Annotated in this window: 20 protein-coding genes; 11 read left to right on the forward strand and 9 right to left on the reverse strand. The window is 69.3% G+C overall.

The features are described 5' to 3' along the window. Positions 1-9: 9 nt before the first annotated feature. Positions 10-3,564: an ATP-binding protein gene (locus ACQ7HM_RS10655; protein WP_434216229.1), complete on the reverse strand. Its 3,555-nt coding sequence runs from the start codon at positions 3,562-3,564 to the stop codon at positions 10-12. Between the two features lie 232 nt (positions 3,565-3,796). On the opposite strand from ACQ7HM_RS10655, the gene ACQ7HM_RS10660 reads away from it, so the two are divergent. Continuing rightward, positions 3,797-5,497, forward strand: coding sequence for a YncE family protein (locus ACQ7HM_RS10660; protein ID WP_434216230.1), 1,701 nt, complete (start codon positions 3,797-3,799; stop codon positions 5,495-5,497). A gap of 3 nt (positions 5,498-5,500) precedes the next feature. Here ACQ7HM_RS10660 and ACQ7HM_RS10665 read toward each other — a convergent pair whose 3' ends face one another. From ACQ7HM_RS10665 to ACQ7HM_RS10680, 4 genes are all read right to left on the reverse strand, one after another. Then, positions 5,501-7,438, reverse strand: a complete 1,938-nt coding sequence (locus ACQ7HM_RS10665; RefSeq protein WP_434216231.1) for an ABC transporter ATP-binding protein — start codon at positions 7,436-7,438, stop codon at positions 5,501-5,503. Then, complete coding sequence (locus tag ACQ7HM_RS10670) at positions 7,435-9,165, reverse strand: ABC transporter ATP-binding protein (protein ID WP_434216232.1); 1,731 nt, start codon at positions 9,163-9,165, stop codon at positions 7,435-7,437. Before ACQ7HM_RS10670 ends, ACQ7HM_RS10665 begins: the two co-directional genes overlap by 4 nt. Positions 9,166-9,256: 91 nt before the next feature. Next, the gene (locus tag ACQ7HM_RS10675) at positions 9,257-9,451 is read right to left on the reverse strand and encodes a ferredoxin (protein ID WP_434216233.1); all 195 of its coding nucleotides are present in this window, start codon (positions 9,449-9,451) and stop codon (positions 9,257-9,259) included. Further along, entirely contained in the window at positions 9,448-10,653 is a 1,206-nt protein-coding gene (locus tag ACQ7HM_RS10680) for a cytochrome P450 (RefSeq protein ID WP_434216234.1), read from the reverse strand. Before ACQ7HM_RS10680 ends, ACQ7HM_RS10675 begins: the two co-directional genes overlap by 4 nt. 155 nt (positions 10,654-10,808) lie before the next feature. Between ACQ7HM_RS10680 and ACQ7HM_RS10685 the strand changes: the two genes are divergently transcribed. Beyond that, positions 10,809-11,390: an LGFP repeat-containing protein gene (locus tag ACQ7HM_RS10685; RefSeq protein WP_434216235.1), complete on the forward strand. Its 582-nt coding sequence runs from the start codon at positions 10,809-10,811 to the stop codon at positions 11,388-11,390. Positions 11,391-11,417: 27 nt separating this feature from the next. Here the strand turns inward: ACQ7HM_RS10685 and ACQ7HM_RS10690 are convergent, their stop codons facing one another. Together ACQ7HM_RS10690 and ACQ7HM_RS10695 are read right to left on the reverse strand one after the other, a co-directional pair. Further along, the gene (locus ACQ7HM_RS10690) at positions 11,418-12,893 is read right to left on the reverse strand and encodes a carboxyl transferase domain-containing protein (protein ID WP_434216236.1); all 1,476 of its coding nucleotides are present in this window, start codon (positions 12,891-12,893) and stop codon (positions 11,418-11,420) included. Positions 12,894-12,948: 55 nt separating this feature from the next. Further along, on the reverse strand, positions 12,949-14,622 hold the full coding sequence (locus tag ACQ7HM_RS10695; protein WP_434216237.1) for a purine-cytosine permease family protein: 1,674 nt from the start codon (positions 14,620-14,622) through the stop codon (positions 12,949-12,951). 278 nt (positions 14,623-14,900) lie between these two features. On the opposite strand from ACQ7HM_RS10695, the gene ACQ7HM_RS10700 reads away from it, so the two are divergent. Beyond that, entirely contained in the window at positions 14,901-15,242 is a 342-nt protein-coding gene (locus tag ACQ7HM_RS10700) for a (2Fe-2S) ferredoxin domain-containing protein (protein ID WP_434216238.1), read from the forward strand. A 3-nt stretch (positions 15,243-15,245) separates the two neighbouring features. On the opposite strand, the gene ACQ7HM_RS10705 is transcribed toward ACQ7HM_RS10700, so the two are convergent. Then, entirely contained in the window at positions 15,246-15,977 is a 732-nt protein-coding gene (locus ACQ7HM_RS10705; RefSeq protein ID WP_434216239.1) for an enoyl-CoA hydratase, read from the reverse strand. 180 nt (positions 15,978-16,157) lie between these two features. On the opposite strand from ACQ7HM_RS10705, the gene ACQ7HM_RS10710 reads away from it, so the two are divergent. From ACQ7HM_RS10710 to ACQ7HM_RS10725, 4 genes are all read left to right on the forward strand, one after another. Beyond that, positions 16,158-17,609, forward strand: a complete 1,452-nt coding sequence (locus ACQ7HM_RS10710; RefSeq protein WP_434216240.1) for a DUF222 domain-containing protein — start codon at positions 16,158-16,160, stop codon at positions 17,607-17,609. Positions 17,610-17,619: 10 nt separating this feature from the next. After that, positions 17,620-18,729, forward strand: a complete 1,110-nt coding sequence (locus ACQ7HM_RS10715) for a flavin-containing monooxygenase (RefSeq protein ID WP_434216241.1) — start codon at positions 17,620-17,622, stop codon at positions 18,727-18,729. 114 nt (positions 18,730-18,843) lie between these two features. Continuing rightward, positions 18,844-19,011 carry a hypothetical protein gene (locus tag ACQ7HM_RS10720; RefSeq protein WP_434216242.1) on the forward strand — a complete coding sequence of 56 codons (168 nt, stop codon included), beginning with the start codon at positions 18,844-18,846 and terminating at the stop codon, positions 19,009-19,011. Then, the gene (locus ACQ7HM_RS10725) at positions 19,008-19,217 is read left to right on the forward strand and encodes a hypothetical protein (protein ID WP_434216243.1); all 210 of its coding nucleotides are present in this window, start codon (positions 19,008-19,010) and stop codon (positions 19,215-19,217) included. Before ACQ7HM_RS10720 ends, ACQ7HM_RS10725 begins: the two co-directional genes overlap by 4 nt. A 129-nt stretch (positions 19,218-19,346) precedes the next feature. Here the strand turns inward: ACQ7HM_RS10725 and ACQ7HM_RS10730 are convergent, their stop codons facing one another. Continuing rightward, on the reverse strand, positions 19,347-19,496 hold the full coding sequence (locus tag ACQ7HM_RS10730) for a hypothetical protein (RefSeq protein WP_434216244.1): 150 nt from the start codon (positions 19,494-19,496) through the stop codon (positions 19,347-19,349). A 120-nt stretch (positions 19,497-19,616) separates the two neighbouring features. Between ACQ7HM_RS10730 and ACQ7HM_RS10735 the strand changes: the two genes are divergently transcribed. The 4 genes from ACQ7HM_RS10735 to mpaD are packed head-to-tail and all read left to right on the forward strand — an operon-like array spanning position 19,617 to position 23,859. Beyond that, positions 19,617-20,630 carry an LLM class flavin-dependent oxidoreductase gene (locus ACQ7HM_RS10735; RefSeq protein WP_434216245.1) on the forward strand — a complete coding sequence of 338 codons (1,014 nt, stop codon included), beginning with the start codon at positions 19,617-19,619 and terminating at the stop codon, positions 20,628-20,630. A 49-nt stretch (positions 20,631-20,679) separates the two neighbouring features. Continuing rightward, positions 20,680-21,762 (forward strand): daptide biosynthesis RiPP recognition protein, encoded by a 1,083-nt coding sequence (mpaB, locus tag ACQ7HM_RS10740; protein WP_434216246.1) that lies wholly within the window; start codon positions 20,680-20,682, stop codon positions 21,760-21,762. 4 nt (positions 21,763-21,766) lie between these two features. After that, complete coding sequence (gene mpaM, locus ACQ7HM_RS10745) at positions 21,767-22,588, forward strand: daptide-type RiPP biosynthesis methyltransferase (protein ID WP_434216247.1); 822 nt, start codon at positions 21,767-21,769, stop codon at positions 22,586-22,588. Next, on the forward strand, positions 22,585-23,859 hold the full coding sequence (gene mpaD / locus ACQ7HM_RS10750; protein ID WP_434216248.1) for a daptide-type RiPP biosynthesis aminotransferase: 1,275 nt from the start codon (positions 22,585-22,587) through the stop codon (positions 23,857-23,859). The genes mpaM and mpaD overlap by 4 nt, the downstream gene beginning before the upstream one ends. The last annotated feature ends 2 nt before the right edge of the window (positions 23,860-23,861 follow it).

The raw sequence follows: 23,861 nt of genomic DNA on the forward strand, positions 1-23,861 counted from the left end.
CCGCTCGCGTCAGATGCCGAGCGCGTCGGACAGAAGGGCGACACGGCGGACGATCGCGGTCGCCCCGATGCGCTCGGCCCGCGCCGACACCGCCTGCAGCTCTGCGGGATCCACGCTCGCACCGGAGTCCGCCGCACGGACCAACGCGAGGTGCTCGGTCTCGATCTCCCAGGCCACATAGCCTCGACGCCGGTGTTCGCGGCGCGCGTCGGCGAGGTGGACCGCCGCGCGGTCGAGGTCGCCCATCGCGATCGCGAGGTGGGCCAGGTGATGGTGCACCACGCCGAACACCGCCGCCCACACGATGATCGTCTGATCGGCGAACGGCACCAGCCGCTCGTAGACCGCACGGCACACCTCGACGTTGCGCGTCACCGCGGCGGCGCGGGCGAGCGTCGCGAGATAGATCGACACGGTCACCGACGTGGGGATCTCGGAGACACGCTCGGCGGTGTAGTGGTCCATCAGCTCGACGGCCTCGGCCCGCAGGGCCGCTGCGCCGTCGACATCGGTGTGCCCGACGTCGTCGAGGGCGAGCGCCAGGATCGGACGGAACGCCGGGACCACACGCGCCGCCTCGACGAAGACGTCGCGTTCGGCCACCTGCGCGGAGAAATCCCCGCGCAGGGTGTTGAGGGTCAGCAGCGACAGTTGCAGTCGCCCCCACTTGGAGACGTCGTTCGGCGCGGTGGGCAACGCGTTGAGCATCGCGATCCGTTCCTCGGCGTGCGCGAGACGCCCCACGGTCACGTCGATGCCGACGAGCCCGTACTGCACCAGCGCCGCCAGCTCCGGGTTGCGTGCCGTCTGGGCCTCGGTGATCCGACTCAGGATCCGTAGCGCCGCATCGGGATCGCCGTGTTCGACCTCCGCGCGCGACGACCAGATCGCCACGGCCGGATCGCGGACGCGCTGCGTGGCGAGCGACATCAGATCCGACAGCTCCGCGCGCGCCGATTCCCGCAGATCGGCACACTGCGGCACCCTCAGGCCGATCAGCACCGACAGCATCACCGCGGCGAGCGCATCGCGATCACCCACGGCGCGGGCCGCGGCCAACGCACGCAGGGCGAACCCGCGGCGGGCCTCCCAGTCGTTCTCCCACCCCAGCTCGATCACCAACTGCGACAACAGGCGCGCGGTGTCGGCGTTGTCCTCGACACCGGATGCCTCCTGTGCGGCGAGGGCGTCACCGAGGCTGTCGACCCGCTCGTGGTCGATGCCGTGGATCTGGACGAAGAGAATGCCCTCGAGCGCGTTCGCCAGGGTCGCGGCGATCTGCAGGTCGAGCTCGCCGAGACGCCGGGCCATCGCCGCGGCCTCGAAGAGCGTCGGGCGGGCCTGCGGGTCGCGGATGCGGCGCATCGACCGACCGCGGGCGATGAGCACCTCGCAGCGAGCCACCGAATCACCGCGCGGGACCATGCGGTCCAACGCGTCACCGAAGTACTCGATGGCGTCCTCGTAGGCGGCGACGCGGTGGGCGTTCTCGCCCGCACGACGCGAATACCTCGCCGCGGCAGGACGATCGGTGTCGAGCGCGCGGCTGAGGTGATACGCCAACCGGACGAAGTCGTCGGTGTCGACCGACGCGCCGATCTCCTCGAGCGCGCGGGCCACCGAGGAGTGCATGCGGGCGCGGACCGCGCCGGCGGTGGTCGCGTACAGCGTCTCCCGCACCAGCGGGTGGCGCAGGCGCAAGTAGTCGTCGGAGTCGTCGTCGGACAGCAGCAGGAAGCGCCGCAGCATCAGTTCGTCGATCGCCTCGGCGAACCGCGTGTCGTCGTCGAACGCGTCGGGGTCGAACCAGCGGGCGGCGTGCCGGAGCACGCTGCGCGACACCGCCATCCCGATCACCGCGCACAGGTGCAGCAACCCGACGGTGGCGTCGGACAGGCGGCGTTCGAGCTGGGCGACGGCGTCGGCGACCGAGGAGGGCAACGCCTCCTCGGGCATCCGCCAGTGCGCCGACATCAGCGACGCGATGAACATCGGCAGCCCGTTGGAACGCTGGTGCAGCGCGGTGGCGTCGATGTCGAAGCCCGCGAGATCGACGAGTTCCTTCACGTCGGTCGGCGTGAGCAACCCCAGCGGGATGCGGTGCAGACGGCCCGCCGATTCGGCGGCGTGCATCGTCGCGAGGAGTTCGGGGTGCGGGGCGAAGTCGTCGCGGACCGTGGCCACCACACACAGATTCGACTGCGCCGACGCCCCGACGACGTAGCGCAGCACCGTCAGTGTCGCCGCCGACGCCCACTGCAGATCGTCGATCAGCAACACCGTGGTGGTGCCGGGGTCACCGGTGAGCCAGGTCGCCACCGCCTCCATCACCAGCGGCCGGTCATCGGACACCGACGCCGGCATGAGGTCGGGGAAGCGGCGCGCCGCACGCGGTGTGAGGCGCAGGATGTCGGCGCCGTGGCGGGTCAGCCACTCGCGGGTGTCGGCGGTGTCGCGGCCATCGATCTCGTGGGTGACCGCTTCGACGAAGGGCTCGTACGGGGTGGCGGCGTTCTCGCTGCAGCGGCCCACGACGACCTCGACACCGGCCTCGCGTGCCCGGCGCGCGGCCTCGGTCGCCAGGGTGGTCTTGCCCGTGCCGCTCTCGCCGGAGACCACGACGAATCGCCCGTGTCCGTGCGCGGCGGCGTCGATCGCGGTCTCGAGTTCGCGCATCTCGTCGCCCCGGCCGACGATGTGCAGCCACGGATAGGTCGACGGTCCGATCGACACCGGTTCGTCGACGGCGGCCGACCGCGACGCGGAGCTCTCGTCGGCGTCGTCGCGCAGGAGGTCGGCGAAGACGGCCTCGGTGTCGGCCGACGGGTTGACGCCGAGCGACTCGGCGAGCACCCGGCGACACCGGGCCGCGACCGACAGGGCCTGGGCACGGTCACCCAGTGCGGCGTAGGCGCGCATGGCCATCCGGTAGCCGACCTCGCGCAGGGGGTCGGCGGCGAGCAGCGCCTCGGCCGAGGCCACCGCGTGCTCGTTCTCGCCCGTCTCGAGAGACGATCCGGCGTCGAGATCCAGGGCGCGCAGACGCAGGGTCACGCACTCGGCGCGGATCGGGTCGGCCCAGTCCCCCGTCACCCCGACGAGAGCCTCGTCGGAGAGCGCCGCCAACGCCGCACGTGCCCGCTGGGCCACCGCGCGGTGATCGATCGTGCCGTCGGCGTCCGGGATCGCCGGCCGACAGTTCGCCCGTGCGGTCTCGAGGTCGACGACCGCGGACTCGGGCAGCAGCAGCCGGACGTTGCCGCCCCGCGATCGCACGCACTCACCCGGGATGCCCGCCGCCTCGACCGCGTCGCGGACCTTCGAGATGAGCCCGCGCAGCGCCGAGGTCCACGAGCGGGGCCGGCCGTCGGTCCAGATGAGATCGGCCAGTTCGGTGGTGCTCACCTCGCGCTGACGGTGCAGGGCGAGGTAGGCGAGGATCTCGACACAGCGCGGTCCTCCGACCACCCGCGGATCGACGACCCGTTCACCGTGGACCTCCGACACGACACCGACCGACACGACGCCGATCAGACGAATCGTGATCGGAGCCCCGGTGTCCATCCGACGACGATAGGCCGATCGGCCGACACCGATCGCGCCGAGTGGGGCCCCGCGGTGCGTCGGCCGTCGTTAACCACCGTCCAACCATCGCTGAACTGGCGTTTTTGCATTTTTTTCACACTCTGGGGGCACTATGGGTGGCAGCACCACACAGGTGATCTCGTGGCGGCGGGGAGTGCAACGCGCGGGGTCGAGACAGTGAACATCTGACGAAAGACAGCGGGGGCGCAAGATGCACGGGCTGGACGAGAACGGTCCGATCGAGACAACGGTCGGCCATCGCGACACCGGACGGGACGAGATCGGGAACGACCGATCGGGACCGATCATCACGCGCGGGACGGCCCACCTGCCGACGCGCCTCGACCCCGTCCCGCAGCTGTTCGTCCCTGGCATCCCGCTCGACCCCGTCGTCCCGACCGCGCCCGTCCCCGCGACGCCGCGCTGGAAGACCTCGTTGCGGCGGCGCGTGTTCCACACCGCGGCACCCCCCACCGGCGACACCGGCGTCCGTCGTGTCACCGGCCGGGTCTCGGTCGTCGATCCCGCGTCCGCCGGCGCCGGTGACACCGCCTGGCGCCACGTCCTCGAGTCGGCACCGCAGCACGGTCGGGTGACCGTGCGCCCCGACGGTTCCTTCGACTACGTGCCGGGGATGGCGGTGCACCGTCTGAGTCGCACGGCCGGTCCCGTCGCCGACCGTTTCCGCGTCGCCGTCTCCGACGACGCCGGCCGACGACACACGCTCGCCGTCACCCCGATCGTGTCCGCCGACGCCGCGCGCACGCCGGTGCGCTTCTGCGCCAACGCGACCGGCAGCGCGTCGATCGACCTGGCCGCGACACCGCGGACCACGGCGCTCGACGCGAGCGGCACCCGCCTCTACGTCATCAGCTCCGAGGCATCGTCGGCGACGGTGATCGACACCGTCACCTCGGCGGTGGTCGGCGTGGTCGATCTCCCGGGCGTCCCGACGGCGCTGTGTGTCGACCCGTCCGGTGCGCGTCTGTTCATCGCACTCACCGACGACGACACGATCGCCGTCGTCGACACCGCCTCGGCCACGGTGATGGGGGGCGTGCGCGTGTCCGCCCCGGTCGCGGTCGGGGTGTCGCCCGACGGGGCGTCACTGATCGTGGCCGGCGCCGACGGTTCGCTGCGTGTCCTCGATGCGGCAGGCGACGAGGTCGGGCGTGTCGACGGACTCGGTCGGATCCGTTCGGTGCTGACGAGCGACGACGGGCTGCGCGCCTACGTGCTCGACGAGTCCGGTCCGGACGCGATCGTCCACGTCGTCGCACTCGGGGACATCGCACTCGGCGACGCGGTGAGCGCGCCGCGCAAGGTCGGCGCCATCCGGACCGACGGCTTCGTCCACGACATGGCCCTCGGCGCGAACGACACACGGCTGCACCTGGTCTCGACCGGCGCGCGCACGCTGATCACCGTCGACACCCGCACCCTGATGGTGGTCTCGGTGATCGACCTCGGCGGGTTCCACACCGGCGTCGCCGCGGCACCCGACGGGAACACCGTCTACGTGTCGGCGTCGTTCGGCGACGCCGTGTCGGCGGTCGACCTGCGCACCGGCGCGGTGGTCGCCGCAGCGCCCACCGGCGAGTTCCCCCGCCACCTGGTGTGCAGTCCCGACGGCGCCCGGGTGTACGCCGCGACCGCCGACGCCGTCACCGTGCTCACCCGCTCGGTGCCCGGCGCGATCGTGGGCCCCGACGACGGCATCGGTCGGATCTACACCGTAGTCGGCGGCCCCCGGCACGGCTCGGTCCGCATCGACGCCGACGGCCGTTTCGTCTACACCTCGGACCTGCCGTTCGTGGAGAACGACGAGTTCCGCGTCCTCGTCGACGACGGTCTGCGGACGGCGGGCACCGCCGTCATCTCGGTCTGCGCGACCCCACCGGTGCAGGTGTGAGGCTCAGCGATCGGTGTCGGCGGTGACCGTGCCGGCGAATTGGCTGTTGTAGAGCCGGAAATAGGCGCCGCGGGCATCGATCAGTTCGTCGTGGGAGCCCTGCTCGACGATCTTGCCGCCCTCCATCACGAGGATGGTGTCGGCGTCGCGCACCGTCGAGAGCCGGTGCGCGATCACGAAACTCGTGCGGTCGGCCCGCAACGCCTGCATCGCCTTCTGGATGAGCAGCTCGGTACGGGTGTCGACCGAACTCGTCGCCTCGTCGAGGATCAGCAGCCGCGGCTGGGCGAGGAACGCCCGCGCGATGGTGATGAGCTGCTTCTCCCCGGCGCTGACACCTCCACCCTCCTCGTCGATCACGGTGTCGTAGCCGTCGGGCAGGATGGAGACGAAGTGGTCGACGTGGCCGGCCCGCGCGGCGGCCATCACCGCGGCGTCGTCGGCGTCGGGATCGCCGTAGGCGATGTTCTCGCGGATGGTGCCGCCGAACAGCCAGGAATCCTGCAGCACCATGCCCGTTCGGCTCCGCAGGTCGGCACGTGTCATGTCGCGGGTCTCGACGCCGTCGAGGGTGATGGTGCCCGCGTCGACGTCGTAGAACCGCATCAGCAGGTTCACCACGGTGGTCTTGCCCGCGCCCGTCGGACCGACGATCGCGACCATGTGCCCGGGCTGCGCGGTCAGCGACAGCGCCTCGATGAGCGGTGCGTCGTCGCGGTAGCTGAACGACACATCCTCCACCGCTACATGGCCGGCTCCGCCGACGGGAACCTTCGGCGTCGCCGGGTCGGCGTCCTCGACCTCGGCGTCGAGGATGTCGAAGATGCGCTCGGCCGAGGCGACCCCGCTCTGCATCAGGTTGAACATCGACCCGATCTGGGTGAGCGGCTGGGTGAACTGGCGGGAGTACTGGATGAACGCCTGCACCTCACCGAGACTGAGGCTGCCCGACGCCACGCGCAGACCACCGACGACCGCGATCGCGACGTAGTTCAGGTTCCCCAGGAACATGATGGTGGGCATGATGATCCCGGAGATGAACTGCGCCCGCCAGCTCGACGCGTAGAGCGACTCGTTGCGCTCGTCGAAGCGGTCGGCGACCTCCTGCGCGCGCCCGAACACCTTGATGACCTCGTGGCCGGTGAAGGCCTCCTCGACCTGTGCGTTGAGTGCGCCGGTACTCTTCCACTGCGCCAGGAAATGCGGCTTGGACCGCTTGGCGACCATCGCGGTGGCGAGCACCGCCAGCGGCACGGTGATGATCGCGATCAGCGACAGCAGCGGCGAGATGACGAGCATCATCACCAGGATCGCGATGACCATCAGCAGCGAGTTGAGCAGCTGGGAGATGGTCTGCTGCAACGACTGCGACACGTTGTCGATGTCGTTGGTGACGCGGCTGAGCAGTTCTCCGCGCGGGGTGGTGTCGAAGTAGCGCAACGGCAGTCGGTGGATCTTGTCCTCCACCTCGGTGCGCAGCTCGCGCACCGTCGACTGCACGGTGACGTTGAGCAGCAGGCTCATCAACCATGCCAGCAGGGCCGAGGCGACGTAGAGCACCAGCACGAGCGTCAGCGTCGACCCCAGCGCACCGAAGTCGACACCGGTGCCCGGCGTGACGTTCATCGACGACACCATGTCGGCGTAGGTCCCGTCGCCGCGCTCGCGCAGACCCGCCACCGCCTGGGCCTTGGAGACGCCGTCGGGCAACGACATACCGATCACGCCCGAGAAGATGATGTCGGTCGCGTGCCCGAGGATCCGGGGCGACAGCGCGGTGAGGACCACCGATCCGACCGCGGCCACGAAGATCACCACCAGCGACAACCGGCGCGTCGCCAGCCTGCCGCCGAGACGTTTCACCGACGGCCGGAACGACCGCGCCTTCTCCCCCGGCACCCCGCCCATCGGGATGCCACCGCCGCCGCCGGGGCGGGTCATCGGGCGTCCACCGCCATCTGCGACTCGACGATCTCGGTGTAGGTGGGGCAGGTGTCGAGGAGCTCGTGGTGGCGACCCACGCCGACTACGCGGCCGTGTTCGAGGACCACGATCTGGTCGGCGTCGATGATCGTCGAGATGCGTTGGGCCACGATGACGACACACGCATCGGTGGTCGCCGGCCGCAGGGCCGCCCGCAGGCGGGCGTCGGTGGCGAGGTCGAGTGCGGAGAACGAGTCGTCGAACAGGTAGATGTGGGGCCGGCGGATCAGCGCCCGGGCGATCGCGAGTCGTTGTCGTTGCCCGCCGGAGACGGTGGTGCCACCCTGCGCGACGGCGGTGTCGAGGCCATCGGGCATGTCGCGTACGAAGTCTGCCGCCTGGGCGACGGTCAACGCCTCCCAGATCTCGTCGTCGGTGGCGTCGGGGCGCCCGTACCGCATGTTGGTCGCGATGGTGCCCGAGAACAGGTACGGCTTCTGCGGCACCAGTCCGATGACGCGTCGCAGTTCGTCGGGGTCGAGGGAGCGCACGTCGGTGCCGCCGACCGACACCGCGCCGCCGGTCACGTCGACCAGTCGCGGGACGAGGCCCAGCAGGGTGGTCTTCCCCGACCCCGTCGAACCGACCACGGCGGTGGTGGTGCCCGGGGTGGCGGTGAACGAGATGTCGCACAGCACAGGCGCATCGGCGCCGGGGTAGCGGAACTCGGCGCCGGAGAACTCGACGGTGCCCGGATCGGTCACGAACGGTGCCACCTTCTCCGGTGGTTTCACCGAGGTGTCGGTGTCGAGGACCTCGGAGATCCGTTCGGCGCACACCGTGGCGCGCGGGGCCATCATGGCGAGGAACGACGCCATCATCACCGCCATCATGATCTGCATGACGTAGCTGATCATCGCGGTGAGGGAACCGATCTCGACGGTGCCGTCGGCGATCTTGTACCCGCCGAACCACACGATGGCCACCATCGTGACGTTGGTGATGAGCATGACGACCGGGAACATCAGCGCCATCAGGCGGCCGACGCGCAGCGCCGAGTCAGTGAGGTCGTCGTTGGCGCGGTCGAAACGGTCGCGCTCGTAGGGTTCGCGGACGAACGCACGCACCACGCGGATGCCGGTGATCTGCTCGCGCAGAACACGGTTGACGGTGTCGATGCGGCTCTGCATGGCCCGGAAGCCGGGGATCATGCGGGCGATGATGACCGCCATGCTGCCGCCGAGCACGGGCACGGCGACCACGAGCACCCACGCCAGCGAGCTGCCGACGTGCAGGCCGAGGACGATGCCGCCGATGCACATGATGGGTGCGGTCACGAGGATCGTGCACGCCATCACCGCGAGCATCTGCACCTGCTGCACGTCGTTGGTGGTGCGGGTGATCAGCGACGGCGCACCGAACTGGCCGACCTCGCGCGCGGAGAACGTGCTGACACGGCGCATGAGGTCGCGGCGGATGTCGCGGCCGGCGCCGAGCGACGCCCGTGCACCGAAGTAGCTCGAGGCGATGCTGCACAGCACCTGCACCAGGGAGATGCCGAGCATCCACATGCCGATGTCGACGATGTAGTCGGTGTCGCCGCGCGCGACACCGGAGTCGATGATGTCGGCGTTGAGCGTGGGCAGGTAGAGCATCGCGATGGTGGCGACGAGCTGGAGCACCACCACGGCGAGCAGCTCACGACGATAGGTCGCGAGATACGTACGCAGCAGCCGGATCAGCATCGGCCGACGATCACCGAGGTCGGAGCGCAAGGACCGTTCACCCGGCTGAGGCTATCAACGACCGACCACGAGCGCGTCAGCCGAAAGTGCGTCACACGGTGGTCGTGATGGCCCTCGCGGGACAGCGGTCGACGGCGTCGGCGATCTCCGATGTCCGCTTCGTGACGGGTGCGTCGGGAAGGACGTAGGAGACGCCCTCGTCCTCGGTCTGGTCGAACACATCCGGTGCCGCGAGAACACACTGGCCTGCGCCCACACACGCGTCGCGATCGATGTCGATGCTCATGCGTCCGCCGCCGCGGTGGTGTCGAACGTGATGGGCAGCGACCGGACGCCGTAGACGAACATGTCGTCCTTGAAGTCGATGTCGTCGAGATCGGCGGTCACGGCCAGACCGGGGACACGGGTGACGAGCGCGCGGTAGGCGATCTCCAGTTCGAGACGGGCGAGCGCCTGCCCGAGACACTGGTGCACCCCGAAGCCGAACGCGACATGGTGTCGTGCGGCGCGGTGGATGTCGAGGGTGTTCGGGTCGCCGTCGAAGGCGTCGTCGGCGCGATTGCCCGCGTCGGCGGAGATGATGACGCCCTCCCCCGCCGCGATGGTGGTGCCGGCGATCTCGATGTCGTCGGTGGCCACGCGTCGCAGTCCCTGGTGCACGATCGTCAGGTAGCGCAACAGCTCCTCGACGGCCGAGGTCATCAGCGCGGGATCGTCGCTCGCGCGGAGTTCGGCGAGCTGGTCGGGATGGCGCAGCAGCGCGAGGGTCCCCAGCGCGATCATGTTCGCGGTCGTCTCGTGTCCGGCGATGAGCAGCAGGCTGCACATGTCGGCGACCTCGGCGGTCGTGAGGTGACCGGGCCGCACCTGGTTGACCACGAGGTCGCCGATGAGGTCGTCGCCGGGGTTCTCGACCGACTTCTCGACGAGGTCGCGCAGATAGTCGGCGAGCTCGTCGCGCGCCGCCTCGCGCTCGGCGATCGGCGCGGTGACGGTCAGCTGCACACTGCTGCACCGCTGGAAGAAGTCGTGGTCGGCGTACGGGACGCCGAGCAGGTCGCAGATGACCAGCGACGGCAGTGGCAACGCGAAGTCGGCGACGAGATCGGCGTGGCCGTCACCGGCGAGCATCTGCGCGAGCAATGTGTCGACCAACCCCTCGATGGCCGGCCGCATCGACGCGATCCGCTTGACGGTGAAGTGCTTGATGAGCATCCGACGCTGCTGCTGGTGCTCGGGGTTGTCCATCGAGATGAACGACCGCGTCCGCCGCGCCAGCACCCGCGCGGGGTAGCCGGGGCGACGGAAGTCGGAGCTCAGACGCGGGTCGACGAGAGCCTCGCGCTGTTCGTCGTAGCCGGTGACCAGCCACGCGGTCGCGCCCGTCTCGATCCGTACCTTCGACACCGGGCCGTTCTCGGTCTGTTCGGCGGGTGGGTCGAACGGACAGGTCCGGGTCATCGGGTAGTCCGGGATCACGTCAGACATCTAGCCTCCCTAATTACGTGTACTCATCAACCATATCGGAGACTGCGGCGGGACCGCGTCCCGTCACCCTCGGTGGTCGACGGTTGGTGCGAACCGTCGCCGTGGGGGAACAATCGACCCGGGTCGGTGACCTCATGAAGCAGAAAGTGACACCCATGCGCATCAGAGAACGAGTGACGGCACTGACCGTCGCGGCCGTGACCGTGTTGACGCTCGCGTCGACGCAGCTCGCCGGGGTGGCGAGCGCCGACGACACCTACGGCGAGTTCACCGTGGGCGGGCGGATCGAGGAGGCCTACACGGCCACCGGCGGACCCGACACCTGGGGCAACCCGCTGATCCCGGAGTCCCCTGCCTACCAGGGCGGGCGATTCCAGAGGTTCGAGAAGAACGTCTCGTTCTACTGGAAGGCGAATGTCGCCGGCGGCACCGCGCACTACGTGGGCGGCGCCATCCGCGGCAAGTGGGCGTCGCTGCGGTACGAGCGCGGGGTGCTCGGCTGGCCCCTGACGAACGAGATCGACGTCCCCGGGCGTGGCAAGCGACAGAACTTCCAGGGCGGCAACGTCTACTACTCCTCGGCCGGCGGCACCCGCACGGTGTGGGGTGGCATCCTCGCCCGGTGGACCGCGAAGGGCGGATCGACCGGGTTCTTCGGGTTCCCGGTGAGCGACGAGTACCGCAACGGCCGCGGCTGGGCGCAGGACTTCAACGGCGGGACGCTCTTCTTCCCCTGATCCTCGACACGTGAGATCGAGTGGGGCTCAGTCGAACCGGCGCATCCTTGCGTCGGTTCGCTGCTGTCGATCGGTCCCGTCGAGCTCGGTCAGCACCGCGGTGACGGCCTGGCCGACGTCGCGACAGAACGCGATCGGGTCGTCGGCGGGTTCGGTGGCCTCCGGCACGATGACGTCGACGAAACCCGCGGCCAGGAGATCCGTCGACGAGATCGACTGCGCGCGGGCCAGTTCGGCGGCGTGGTCGGTGTCGCGGTGGACGATGACGCTGGCCCCCTCGGGCGGCAGCGGCGAGAGCCAACCGCCGGCGGCCGCGATCACCCGGTCGGCGGGATAGAGCGCCAACGCGGCGCCACCGGCGCCCTGACCGAGCAGCACCGACACCGTCGGCACCGGCAGCGCGATGAGATCGGCCAGGCAGCGCGCGATCTCACCGGCCAGCCCGCCCTCCTCGGAGTCTTTGGACAGATCCGCACCCGGGGTGTCGACGACGGTGACCAGCGGCAGATCGAGTTCGGCGGCCAGCGCCATGCCGCGTCGCGCCACCCGCAGAGCGGCCGGGCCCAACAGTGACTTGGGCCGCTGCAGGCGCCGGTCCTGGCCGATGACCACCACTCCCCGACCACCGATGCGCGCCATCGCCAGCAGCAGCCCGCGGTCGCTCTCCCCCTCGCCTGTGCCGCTCAGGGCGACCACCTCGGTGCCTATGTGACGCACCAGGTCTCGCACACCCGGGCGGTTCTCGCGTCGTGAGGCGAGGACCGCGTCCCACGCGTCGCCGACCGCGGCGGGCCCTGCGAGGTCGGGGCCGGCCGTCGGAGCCGCGGCCGACCGGGAGCCGTGGATGCTCAGGACGGCGTCGACGTGACGCGCGAGGTCGGCGACCGGGGTCACGATGTCGACGAGACCGTGGGCGCGGAGGTTCTCGGAGCGTTGCACGCCCTCGGGGAACGGCTCGCCGTACAGCCCCTCGTACACGCGCGGCCCGAGAAAGCCGATGAGTGCGTCGGGTTCGGCGAGGGTGACGTGACCGAGCGATCCCCAGGAGGCGAAGACGCCGCCGGTGGTCGGATGTCGCAGATGGACGATGTAGGGCAGTCGAGCCGCCTTGTGGTCGACCACGGCCGCGGCGATCGCGACCATCTGCAGGAACGCAGGGGTCCCCTCCTGCATCCGGGTGCCGCCCGAGGCGGGCAACGCCAGCAGCGGCAGCCCCTGCGCGGTGGCGCGTCGGACGGCGGCGACCATCCGGCGCCCGGCGGCGCGGCCGATCGATCCGGCGAGGAAACCGAACTCGCTGACGACGACGGCGACGCGGTGACCGTGCACGAGTCCCGCACCGGTCAGCAGTGATTCGTCGACCCCGCTTTTCTCGCGGGCCTTGGCGAGATCGGCCGCGTAGCGCGGATCGTCGGTGGCGGTGATCGCCGGAGCATCCCACGACACCCACGTGTTCTCGTCGAGGACGAGGTCGAGGACCTGCGCAGCACTGCGGGGAGTCATCGACCGATCATGTCAAATGCTCCCCGCAGTGCCGGGCCGATCACCCGTGGTGGTGCTACTTCTGTTCGGGCAGAACGTGTTCGCCGGTCTTGTCACACGACAGGGCCAACGACGAGATGTACTGCTTCTCCCCGTTCGGGCCGGGCTTGGCCGAGGCGATCATGTCGGGCCGCTCGAACTCGATGCCGGTGACGCAGCACATCAGCTTGGCATCCGAGGGGTTGCCGTCGGCATCGAGCATCGGCAGGTCGATCCCGTCGTCGGTGCGACGCAGGTAGTACTTCCCCTTCGTCGCGATGGCGAAGATCGGCGGCAGCACCACCGCGAGGACCAGGGCGACGATCGGCGAGTACGGCTGGATGGCGTCACCGAACACGTGGAAGTAGGTCATGATCGACAACCCGCCGGCGATGACGACGCTGCCGAACCCGACCGGGTTCACGCTGTAGAGCATCCCGCGCCGGAACTCGGGCTGCTTGGGCGAGAGCTTCAGCAGGAACTTGTTGATCGCGATGTCGGAGGCGACGGTGGCGATCCACGCGATGCCGCAGTTGGCGTAGAAGTTCAACAGATTGTTGAGGAAGCTGAACATGTCGGCCTCCATCAGCACGATGGCGATGGCCACGTTGAACACCAGGAACACCAGGCGACCCGGGTAGGTCTTGGTGACGCGGGTGAAGCTGTTCGTCCACGCGAGCGAGCCGGAGTAGGCGTTGGTGACGTTGATCTTGATCTGGCTGATGACCACGAGGATGACCGCGAGGGTCAGGGCCAGCCAGTGCGGCATGAAGTCCTCGTAGATGGCGAGGAACTGCTCGACGGGCTGGTTGGCGACGCCGGCCTGGTCGGCGAAGTTGAGGATCAGGTAGACGGCGAGGAACAGACCCACGACCTGCTTGATGGCACCGAAGAACACCCAGCCCGGGCCGGCCGTGATCACCGCGGTCCACCAGCGGCGGCTGTTCTCGGCGGTCTTCGGCGGCATGAAGCGCAGGTAGTCGATCTGCTCGGCGATCTGGGCGATCAACGACAGGCAGACACCGGCGGCGAGCATGGTGCCGGCGAACGACACGCCCTGGCCTCCCTTGCCGTCGAGTCCGCCACTGTAGGAGAGGAAGTCACCCACCGCGTCGGGATGGGTGATGAGCAGGTACAGGAAGGGCAGCACCATCATGACCAGCCACAGAGGGGTGGTCCACACCTGCAGCTTGGCCAGGGTGTTCATGCCGTAGATGACCAGCGGGATCACCAGCACCGACGACACGAGATAGCCGAGCCACAGCGGGATCCCGAGTCCGAGCTTGAGGCCCTGGGCCATGATCGAGCCCTCGAGGGCGAAGAAGATGAACGTGAACGACGCGAAGATGACGTTGGTCAGCACCGAGCCGTAGTAGCCGAAACCGCTACCGCGCGTGATGAGGTCGAGGTCGATGTTGTAGCGCGCCGCATAATAGGCGAGCGGATAGCCCGTCAACACGACGACCACGGCGAAGAAGAGGATGCCCCACAACGCATTGCCGGTGCCGTTGGCGATACCGATGTTCGCGCCGATCGCGAAGTCGGCGAGGTAGGCGATGCCGCCGAGTGCGGAGATCGACACGACGCCCGGCCCCCACTTGCGATAGCTGCGGGGCGCGAAACGAAGGGTGTAGTCCTCCAGCGTCTCTCGTGTCGCCGCGGCCTGCGGTCCGGTGAGAGCCGGATTCGGCTCCACGACTTCCTGGGTCATGCGTTCTCCTCTGTCGTCGGCATTCGCGGATGTGTGTCCGCCGACCGGCGGGCAATATCGCGACGCTAGAGGCGACGTGTATCCCGTGCAGTTCGAGCATGTTTCGGGCACGAAAACTCACACCCTTTAGCCTTGCGCACGAAAGGCGGGTGGCGTACTGAGGTCATCGGCACGTGACCTAGGCTCGTCAGGGTCACCGGGCCACGCCGGTCCCCACCCGACCATCGGAGCTCACCCTGTCCGGCACGAAGTCCGCCACCACCCTGCCGACGGCGACCGTGTGTCGCGGCTGTTGCTGCGGCACCTCACGGAAACATCCCGACATCGACCACGACGAGCACCTCGACGCGCTGCGTGCCTCGGCGAGCGACGCCGCACGGGTTCGGACCAGCGACTGCCTCGACGACTGCGCGCGGTCGAACGTGATCGTGGTGTCGCCGTCGCGGGCGGGTCGGGCCAACGGTGGTCGGCCGGTCTGGCTGCAGAAGGTGCTGACCGCCTCGGCGATGGCCGAGGTCGGTGAGTGGATGCGCGCGGGCGGTCCCGGGATCGCGCCGCCGCCGGCCGCGGTGAAGCGGCTCGTCTACCGTCCGGGCTCGTCGGTCAAGCGAGTGCGGTGACGCTCACCGTCCGGTGAACCGCGGGCTGCGCTTCTCGGTCCGCGCGGCGCGACCCTCGGCGAGATCCACACTCTCCCAGGCACGCATCATCGCCTCGGCGCGCACGGCGGGCACCTCGTCGCGGGCACCGTCGCCGGCGAACACCAGCTTGTAGTGGGCCAGGGTGAGCGGTGCGAGTTCGGCGATGCTCGCCGCCCACTCCTGCGCCATCGCGAGGTCGCCGATGCGGTTGGCGAAACCCACCGACAGCGCGTGCTCGGCGGTGAGCGGATCGCACCCGATGAGCATCCCGCGCGCCGTACCCGATCCGACCAGCGAGATGAGTCGTCGGATCGTCCATTCGTCGACCGCGACTCCGATCTTGGCCGCCGGTATCCCGCAGAGCGCGTCGGGCGCCATCACCCGCAGGTCGGCGACCATGGCCAGCTGCAGACCGGCACCCAGCGCACTGCCGTTGACGGCCGCGATCACCGGTACCGGCACCGACTCGATGCGCTGCAGCGCCGACACCAGCTTCGCGAGGAAGTCCGGGTCGTAGACCGGGCCCGACAGGTCGGCCCCCGCGCAGAACACCCGGCCCTCACCGGTCAGGACGATGGCACGCGCACCGGCGGCGACGGCGTCGTCGACCGCGGCCACGAGACCGTCCACCATGGCGTGGTCCAGCGCGTTGCGCTTGTCCGAACGCTGCAGCTCGATGGTCGTGACGGACCCGTTCGACGTGCTCCCGATCATGGCGGTCAGCGTATCGCGCGACACACACCGGACGGCCGCGACCACAACCCGGGCAGCGACGAGGAACTTGTAATCGAACACACTTGCGATTGTCGCACATGTGAACTAGACTTGTGGCAGTCGATGCATCCGGGGGGAGGCTGCGCTGTGGGGAACACTCTAATCGCCAAATACGCTGCGGTGGAATCACTCCTGACCGAGATCGCCGACGAATCCACCGACGCCTTGACGGAGTCGGAGGTCGCAGAACTCGCGATCACCCACGAACGACTCACGCGCACCATGGGATCCACCGGACTTCGGCGAATCGCGGACGTATCCGATCGCGAGGCGTACCGAACGGTGCAGTGCCGCAACCTGATCGAGTTCGTCGGCGAACAGCTCCGGGTCGCGGCGCCCAAGAAACGGCTCCGCGAGGTCGCCGAACTGTCGTCGATGCTGTCGATGACCGGCGAACCGTTGCCCCCGCGCTGCCCGGAGACCGCAGCCGCCATGGCCGACGGTGCGCTGTCCCACGAGCACGTCATCGCCGTGCTCGACGTCCTCGACAAAGTGCCCGCCGCAACACCTTCGGGTGCGCGCGACCGCGCCGAGGCGCAACTCGCCGACATCGCGCGTGACTTCGGCCCGCGCGAGATCGCCCGCGCGGGCGCACGCATCCTGGCGCATCTCGACCCCGACGGCGACCTGCCGTCGGACCGCGATCGCGCCCGCAACCGCGGCGTGGGCATCGGCACCCAGGACTCCTTGCTGATGTCGAAGCTCACCGGCCATCTCGACCCGATGACACGAGCGCTGTTCGACGTCGTCCTCGCGGCCTGGGCCGCGCCGGGCATGAACAACCCCGATGACGATCACTCACCGCACGGCGGCAACGACGGTGTCGACCCCGCTCGCGTGCGAGAGGCCGCCGATCGCGACCACCGCTCGCAGTCCCAGCGCAATCACGACGCCCTGAAGGCGCTGCTGCAGGCGGCTGTCGACGGAGGGCTGCTCGGCGGCTCCCACCGGGGTCTGCCGCCCCACATCATCGTGTCCATCACCGACACGCAGCTACGAGAGCGAGCCGGGATCGCCCACACCGCCACCGGCGCGGACCTCCCGATGACCGACGTCATCGCGCTGGCAGCGACGGCACAGATGCATCTGTCGGTGTTCGACGACATCACCGGCGAACCGCTGTTCTACGGTCGCGGCAAGCGACTGGCGACGCAGGCCCAACGATTCGTGCTGTTCTCCCAGTACGGCGGCTGCGGCAAGGCCGGATGCCCCGCACCCTTCGCACATGTCGAGATTCATCACGCCGACACCGACTGGGCCGACGGCGGTGCCACCGACGTCACCGAGCTGGCCCCCGCCTGCGGTCCCCACAACCGCGTCGTCGGCGACGGCCCGGGCCGATTCCGGACCGTGAAGATCGACTCCGGGCCCGACCGCGGACGCTACGGCTGGACACCCAACGGCAGCACCGGCCCACCACGCGCGAATCACCTGCACCGGCCCGCGCAGATCGTGGCCGACCATGCGCCACCTGAACCCGTTTCGGTGATGGTTCAACGACGACTGCAGTTCCTCGTCGCCGAGAGCATCAGGCTCCCGCGTGCCCACCGTCAGGCCGTGCTCACTGAGTAGAGTTCTCGTCGTGCCCACCGACGAGCAGCTCGACTGCGTGGTGATCGGTGGCGGTCAGGCCGGACTGTCGGCGGGATACTTCCTCCAGCGGCGGGGCCTCGACGGTCGATTCGCGATCCTCGACCACGCACCGTCGTCGGGCGGGGCGTGGCAGTTCCGGTGGCCGACACTCACCCTCGCGGGCGCGAACCACGTCCACGACCTCCCCGGGTACGGCCTCACCGAGGCTCTGGGCGTCGAATGCGACGAGTGGCCGGCCTCGACCGCGGTCGCCGACTACTTCGGGCGCTACGAACGACGTTTCGATCTGCCCGTCCGCCGACCGGTGCATGTGAGCGCGGTGCACCTCGTACCCGGGCGCGACCCCGACGACCCCCGGTTCGCGGTGACCGGCAGCAGCGGTCCCGGGACGCCGACGACCACACTCGAGGCGGCCACCGTGATCAACGCGACCGGTACCTGGGATCGCCCCTTCGTTCCGCACATCCCCGGCGCCGAGCGGTTCACCGGCCGCACCCTGCACACCCACGACTACACCGGCCCCCACGAGTTCGACGGCGAGCGCGTCCTCGTGGTCGGCGCGGGGATCTCCGCCGTCCAGTTGCTCATCGAGATCGCCCGTACGGCAACCGATGTGGAGACCTTCTGGTGCTCGCGCACCGAGCCGGTGTTCACCGACGGACCCTTCACCCCCGAGCAGGGTCGCGAAGCCGTCGCCCGCGTCGAACGGCGGGTCCGCGCGGGGTTGCCACCGACATCGGTGGTGTCGGTGACGGGCCTGCGGCGCACACCGGCGATCGCCACGGCGCAGGCCGACGGGATCCTGGCGTGGCGACCCATGTTCACGCGCATCACCGACACCGGAGTCGCATTTCCCGACGGGACGCACCTCGACGTCGACGTCATCTTCTACAACACCGGATTCCGCAGCGCGCTGGACCATCTCGCGCCGCTGCGGTTGCGCAGTGCGGGTGGCGGTATCACCATGACCGGTCGACTCGCGACGGTCGTCGCCGCGCAACCGAGGGTGCAACTGCTCGGATACGGCCCGTCGGCGTCGACCATCGGCGCCAACCGCGCGGGTCGTGAGGCCGCGCGCGTCGTCGCCGACACGGTCTGACCTGCACACAGCAGTCCTCCGTCGTTCATCTGACCGTCATGATCCAAAGCATTGCGAACTTCCTGAGCACTCCGTACGCTTCGATCATTACTCACCCTCAGGAAAGGACGTATCGTGGCGATCAACAACGACCGGTCGATCGAACTCGCACTGCAGGAGTTCGACGTGGAACGACTCGAGGACATGGACGCACCGGGCTTCAGTGACGTCCTCAGTGCCATCAGCGGCGCCAGCGTCGGCGGCGCCGTGAGCTACTCGGCCGCGATCTCGATCCTCACGTGAGCGCGCCCGAACCCTCCGGCGGGTTCGGCATCGGCACGCTTGCCGCGTTCTACGTGCTGGCCGTCGGTGCGATCACCGCCATTCTCTTCGCGGTCAGCCGTGGCGAGAGCTGGCAGACGGTGGCGGTGGGCGCGTGGGCGGTGATCGTCGTCGTGGCATCGGTGGTTCTGCTGTTCGTCGCACGCAAGCACATCGCGAACGAGTAGCCGCGCTCGGCGCGTCGACCCCCGGGGCCGGCGCGCCGGCGCGCCGGCGCCGGACGGTTGCGGTGACCACGAAATCAGGCGGGGTGCGAACACCCCGCCTGATTTCTGCGTAGACCCGCCGAGTGCGGTCTAGGTAGCGATGGAGAGGGCGACGCTCGCACCGATGGACGCGGCGAAACTGGTCGCGAAGCTCGAACCCCAGTCCATCGCGTCGAGGTCCTCCATCTGCTCGACATCGAATTCCTGAAGGGCGAGTTCCACCGACTTGTCGTTGGTCATGTCAATCCTTTTCATCGAATGAGAGAGGCTGCGTAGAACGGTCATCAGTGTAGGTCGAGGCGATATTGTTCGCAAGAGAAATGATTACGCCTGCCTGCACGGGAACCATTCGAGACAACGATGAACCCCGCACACGAAACACACCCGTCGACGACACCCGCGGTCTCGGTGCTGCTCCCGTTCATCCCGCGCCGGGTCGAGCAGATCCTGCCGTTCGCCGCACTCGTCCAGTGGACCGATGCCGTGCGTCTGTGGCAGGGACAGTCGATGGTTCTCGACACCTTCGGCGGCTTCACCGCGGCTGCGGCGGCAGGGTTCCGCGTCCCCTCCGGCGTGGGCGTGGCCCTGATGCCCCTTCGTCACCCACTCGATGCGATACATCAGGCCACGACCGCGGCGATCGCGACCGGAGAATCGTTCAGTCTCGGCATCGGACCTGGTGACAAGCATTTTCAGGCGATGACGCTGGGCGCGCCGTACGCCCGGCAACTGGCCGCGGTGCGCGAGTACGCCACCATCCTGCGAGATCTGATCGACCACCGGGAGGCCCGGTTCGACGGTGAGTACTTCCACTGTCACAGCCCGATGGCCGCGGTCGCGGCACCGCCGGTGCGCCTGGGATTCGGGGTGCTTCGTGAGCGGATGGCACACCTCGCCGGTGAACTCGCCGACGAGGCCATCACATGGCTGACGCCCCCTGATCATGTCGCCGCACGCCTCGCGCCCGCCCTCGCCGACGGGGCACGGGATGCAGGACGACCGCGACGTCCACGCATTGTCGCAATGGTCCCGGTGGCACTGGACAATGATTCCCGGAATGCGATCGACATCGTTCTCGCAAGCAACCGGATGCACATTTCCGCTCCACATTATCGAGCCATGCTCAGTACCGCGGGAATAGCCATCACCGACGATCTCGAACAATCCGCGCACAATCTCATCGAGGGACGTGCCTTTCTCCACGGATCGGTCTCCGACATCATCGACGGACTGGCCGAGTACCACCGGGCCGGTGTCGACGAGGTGGTCCTCAACACCACCGGGGTGTGCTCGGTCCACGGTCGCGAGGCGGCGATGTCGGATCTCCGGGAGATCCTCTCGGCGATCCGCACGCCCGTGACCGCCACCGTCTGACCTCTCATCCCGACCCTCATCACAGCCCGACGACAGCGAGGAGAACACGATGTACTTCACCGGCGACCTCACCCGGATGACCCCGCGGTTGCGCACGTTGATCACCGGCATCGACTACGGTTCGCCCCGCCCGGCGGGCGCACCACCCGAGATCGCGGTGTCGCGGACCGCGCACGTGTCCGACCTGACCGACGTCCTCGGTCGCGCCGTGACCGTGTTCGCCCCGCGAGACGTCGCCTGCGATCTCGCCGACTCCCCCACGGTGGTCGTCGACGTGGACGGGGACCTGGGCGAGATGGACGAGGTGTATCTGTGTTCCGATCACCCCGACGGTCCGGTCTCGGTCCGGGTACAGGACTATTCCTCGAGTCCCTACGTCTCGATCCTGGGCAGCACGGTCGTGCGCGTCACCTCCGACTCCGAGTTCGCGGAGTATCTCGACGATGCCGACTCCGCCGCGGAATCGGGCACCTTCGCAGAGTTCCTCACCAGCCCCGCGGTCGCGCTGGCCGATCTGACCGCACTCGGATTCCCCACCGGACCGGCGGTCGACGGCCCGCGGGTGCGGCTGTCGGTGTCTCCTGAGGGTGACATCGCGGTCTCCCCCTTCACGACCCCGCTGGGCACCGTCTCCGACTTCACCGTCGCCGGCCTCGACACCGCCTGGGCCGAAGGCGGGCCCGATGGTCTCGTCGGTGCGGCCATACCCCTCGCGCACGTCGTCGACCCCGACCTGCGGGCGCGGTCCGTCGCCGACCGCCCCTGGCTCGGCCGATACCTGTGCGCGGTCGAGGCGATCCGCGCGATCCGGTCCCACGGACACGACGACGTCCGCGTCTCGGGCTTCGGCGCGCGACTCGACTCCGGGGTCGCCTCCGACGCCGACCGCGCCCGCGGCGATCTGCCCGTTCTCGCCTTCACCTCCGATCACGCGTTCGTGTGGCAGGAGGGTCGACTGCGCAGGGTGTCGCGAGACGCGGGCGTCCTGCTCGAGAACGTGCTCACCTCAACCGAACCCGTCACCCCCGACGCCGACGGCGCGACGGGACGGCTGCTGGCCGCGATGACCGCCGTCGGGATCGGGTTCGGCACACCGACGCGCGCCGAGGCATCTCAGACGGTCGGGGCGTGAGGCGATGACCGTCACCGACATCGACGCCATCCCCGACTTCGCGCGCGCGGACCTCGCCGGGTCCGGCAAACGGGTGCGGCTGCGCGACCTCTACCACGACGACTTCGGCGCCGACCTCTACGACGACATCGGCTTCTCGAACACCAGTGAGGTCTTCGAGATCCTCTCGGCCATCAAGGGCCACCCCGGCCCCGTCCTGGAACTCGCCGCGGGCAGCGGTCGCGTCACGGTGCCGATGGTCGCCGGTGGACGTGACGTCACCGCGGTCGATCTCTCCGACACCATGCTGACCCTGCTGCGCCGTCGCCTCGACGCCGCGCCGCGGTTGCGGGGGACCGCCCGGCTGGTGCAGGGCGACATGGCCACCCACGCCGAACCCGAGAAGTCGGTGGCGGCCGCGGTGATCGCGACGACATCGATCTCTCTGCTGACCGATGACGCGCGACGAGGTATGTGGCGCAACCTGTTCGGCCAACTCCTCAGCGGTGGCGTACTGGTGGTCTCGACGGTCGAACTCGACGCCGAGCACGCCGGTGGCGACGCCATCGCCCGCACCCGCGCCGAGGGTGCGGGCGGGCGACACGTCCGCATGATCGAGTCGTGGCCCGCGGCCGCCACCGAACGTGTCGTCGTGATGTACGACGAGGACCAGCTCACCGGCCCCGGGGACACCGTCGAGGTGTGTGTGACGCGCATCGGCGTGGTGCCGGCCGACGTCGTGACCGCCGAACTCGCCGAGGTCGGGTTCACCATCCGGCGCACCCGGGTCGTGACCACCCCCGACGGCCGCCACCGCTACCTCGTGATCGAGGCGGTGACCCCGTGAGCAGGGGTGCGCTGTGGCCGTCGTTGATCACCCACGACCTGCACGGCCACGAGGACCTGTGCATGGCCTCGGCCCACGGGGTGCGCGTGAAGACCGCCGCAGGTGTCGAGCTGCTCGACGGGAGCAGTGGACTGTGGAACGTCAACCTCGGATACGGCAACGAGGTGATCGCCGACGCCATCGGACGAGCCGCTCGCGACGCGTCGTACCTGTCGGTCTTCCGCTACGAGAACACCTACGCCCGCGCCGCCGCCGAGGCACTACGCCGCGTCGCCGGCCCGTCTGCGTTCTCACGGGTCATCTTCTCGACCGCGGGCGGAGCCGCCAACGACCTGTCGATGAAGCTCGCGCGGCAGTTCCACGCGCTCGACGGTAGGCCGCAGCGCAACCTCATCGCCGCGCTCGACGGCAGCTTCCACGGTCTCACCTTCGGCGGGTTCGCCCTCACCGGCGAGGATCTCGGCCAGCAGATCTACGGCGTCGACCAGCGCCTGATCCGCCACGTCGCGCCCAACGACGGCGAGGCGCTGACGGCGCTGATGCGGCGCCAAGGCGACCGGATCGCGGCGATGGTGGTCGAGCCGATGCTCGGAAGCGGTGCGGTGGCCCTCACCGAGGAATACATCGCGACACTCCTCGACCTGCGCGAGCAGTACGGGTTCCTCCTCGTCGCCGATGAGGTGGCGACCGGGTTCTGGCGCACGGGGACGTATTTCGCGAGTCAGCGCTGGCCGGAGCCGCCCGATCTGCTGGTGACCTCGAAGGGCCTCACCAACGGGACGTCAGCGGGGTCGGCCGTGCTCGTCGCCGGTCACGTCGACGAGCGGTTCGACTCCCCCGGCGGCCTGCTGTCACACGGGGAGACCCAGGCCGGGACGCCGATCACCTGCGCGGCGATCTGCGCCACCATCGACGAGGTCGAGCGCCTGGCGATCGCCGACCGGGTCCCCGTCCTCGCCGCAGGTCTCGACGCCGCCATCGATGCCCTGTCCCGTGATACCGGCTGGGTACGGGCGTCGGTGGGTCCCGCGGCATTCCGGGCCGTGGCCCTGTCGGATCCGCGGAGCGGCGAACCGCTCGATCAACGCGACGTCGCCGCGGTCGTCGCGAGCATCCGCGCCGAGGGCGCCATCGTGCATCCGGGGATCTCGGGTGTCCAACTCGTCCCCGCACTGGTCTACACCGACGCCGACCTCGACGCCCTGTTCGCATGCATCACCCGCGGACTCGAGCGGTTCGCGGTGACCGCGGCCGTGCGCGAAGCGGGCTGAGC

It is taken from the genome of Williamsia sp. MIQD14, from assembly GCF_051025635.1.
GTDB lineage: Bacteria > Actinomycetota > Actinomycetes > Mycobacteriales > Mycobacteriaceae > Williamsia_A.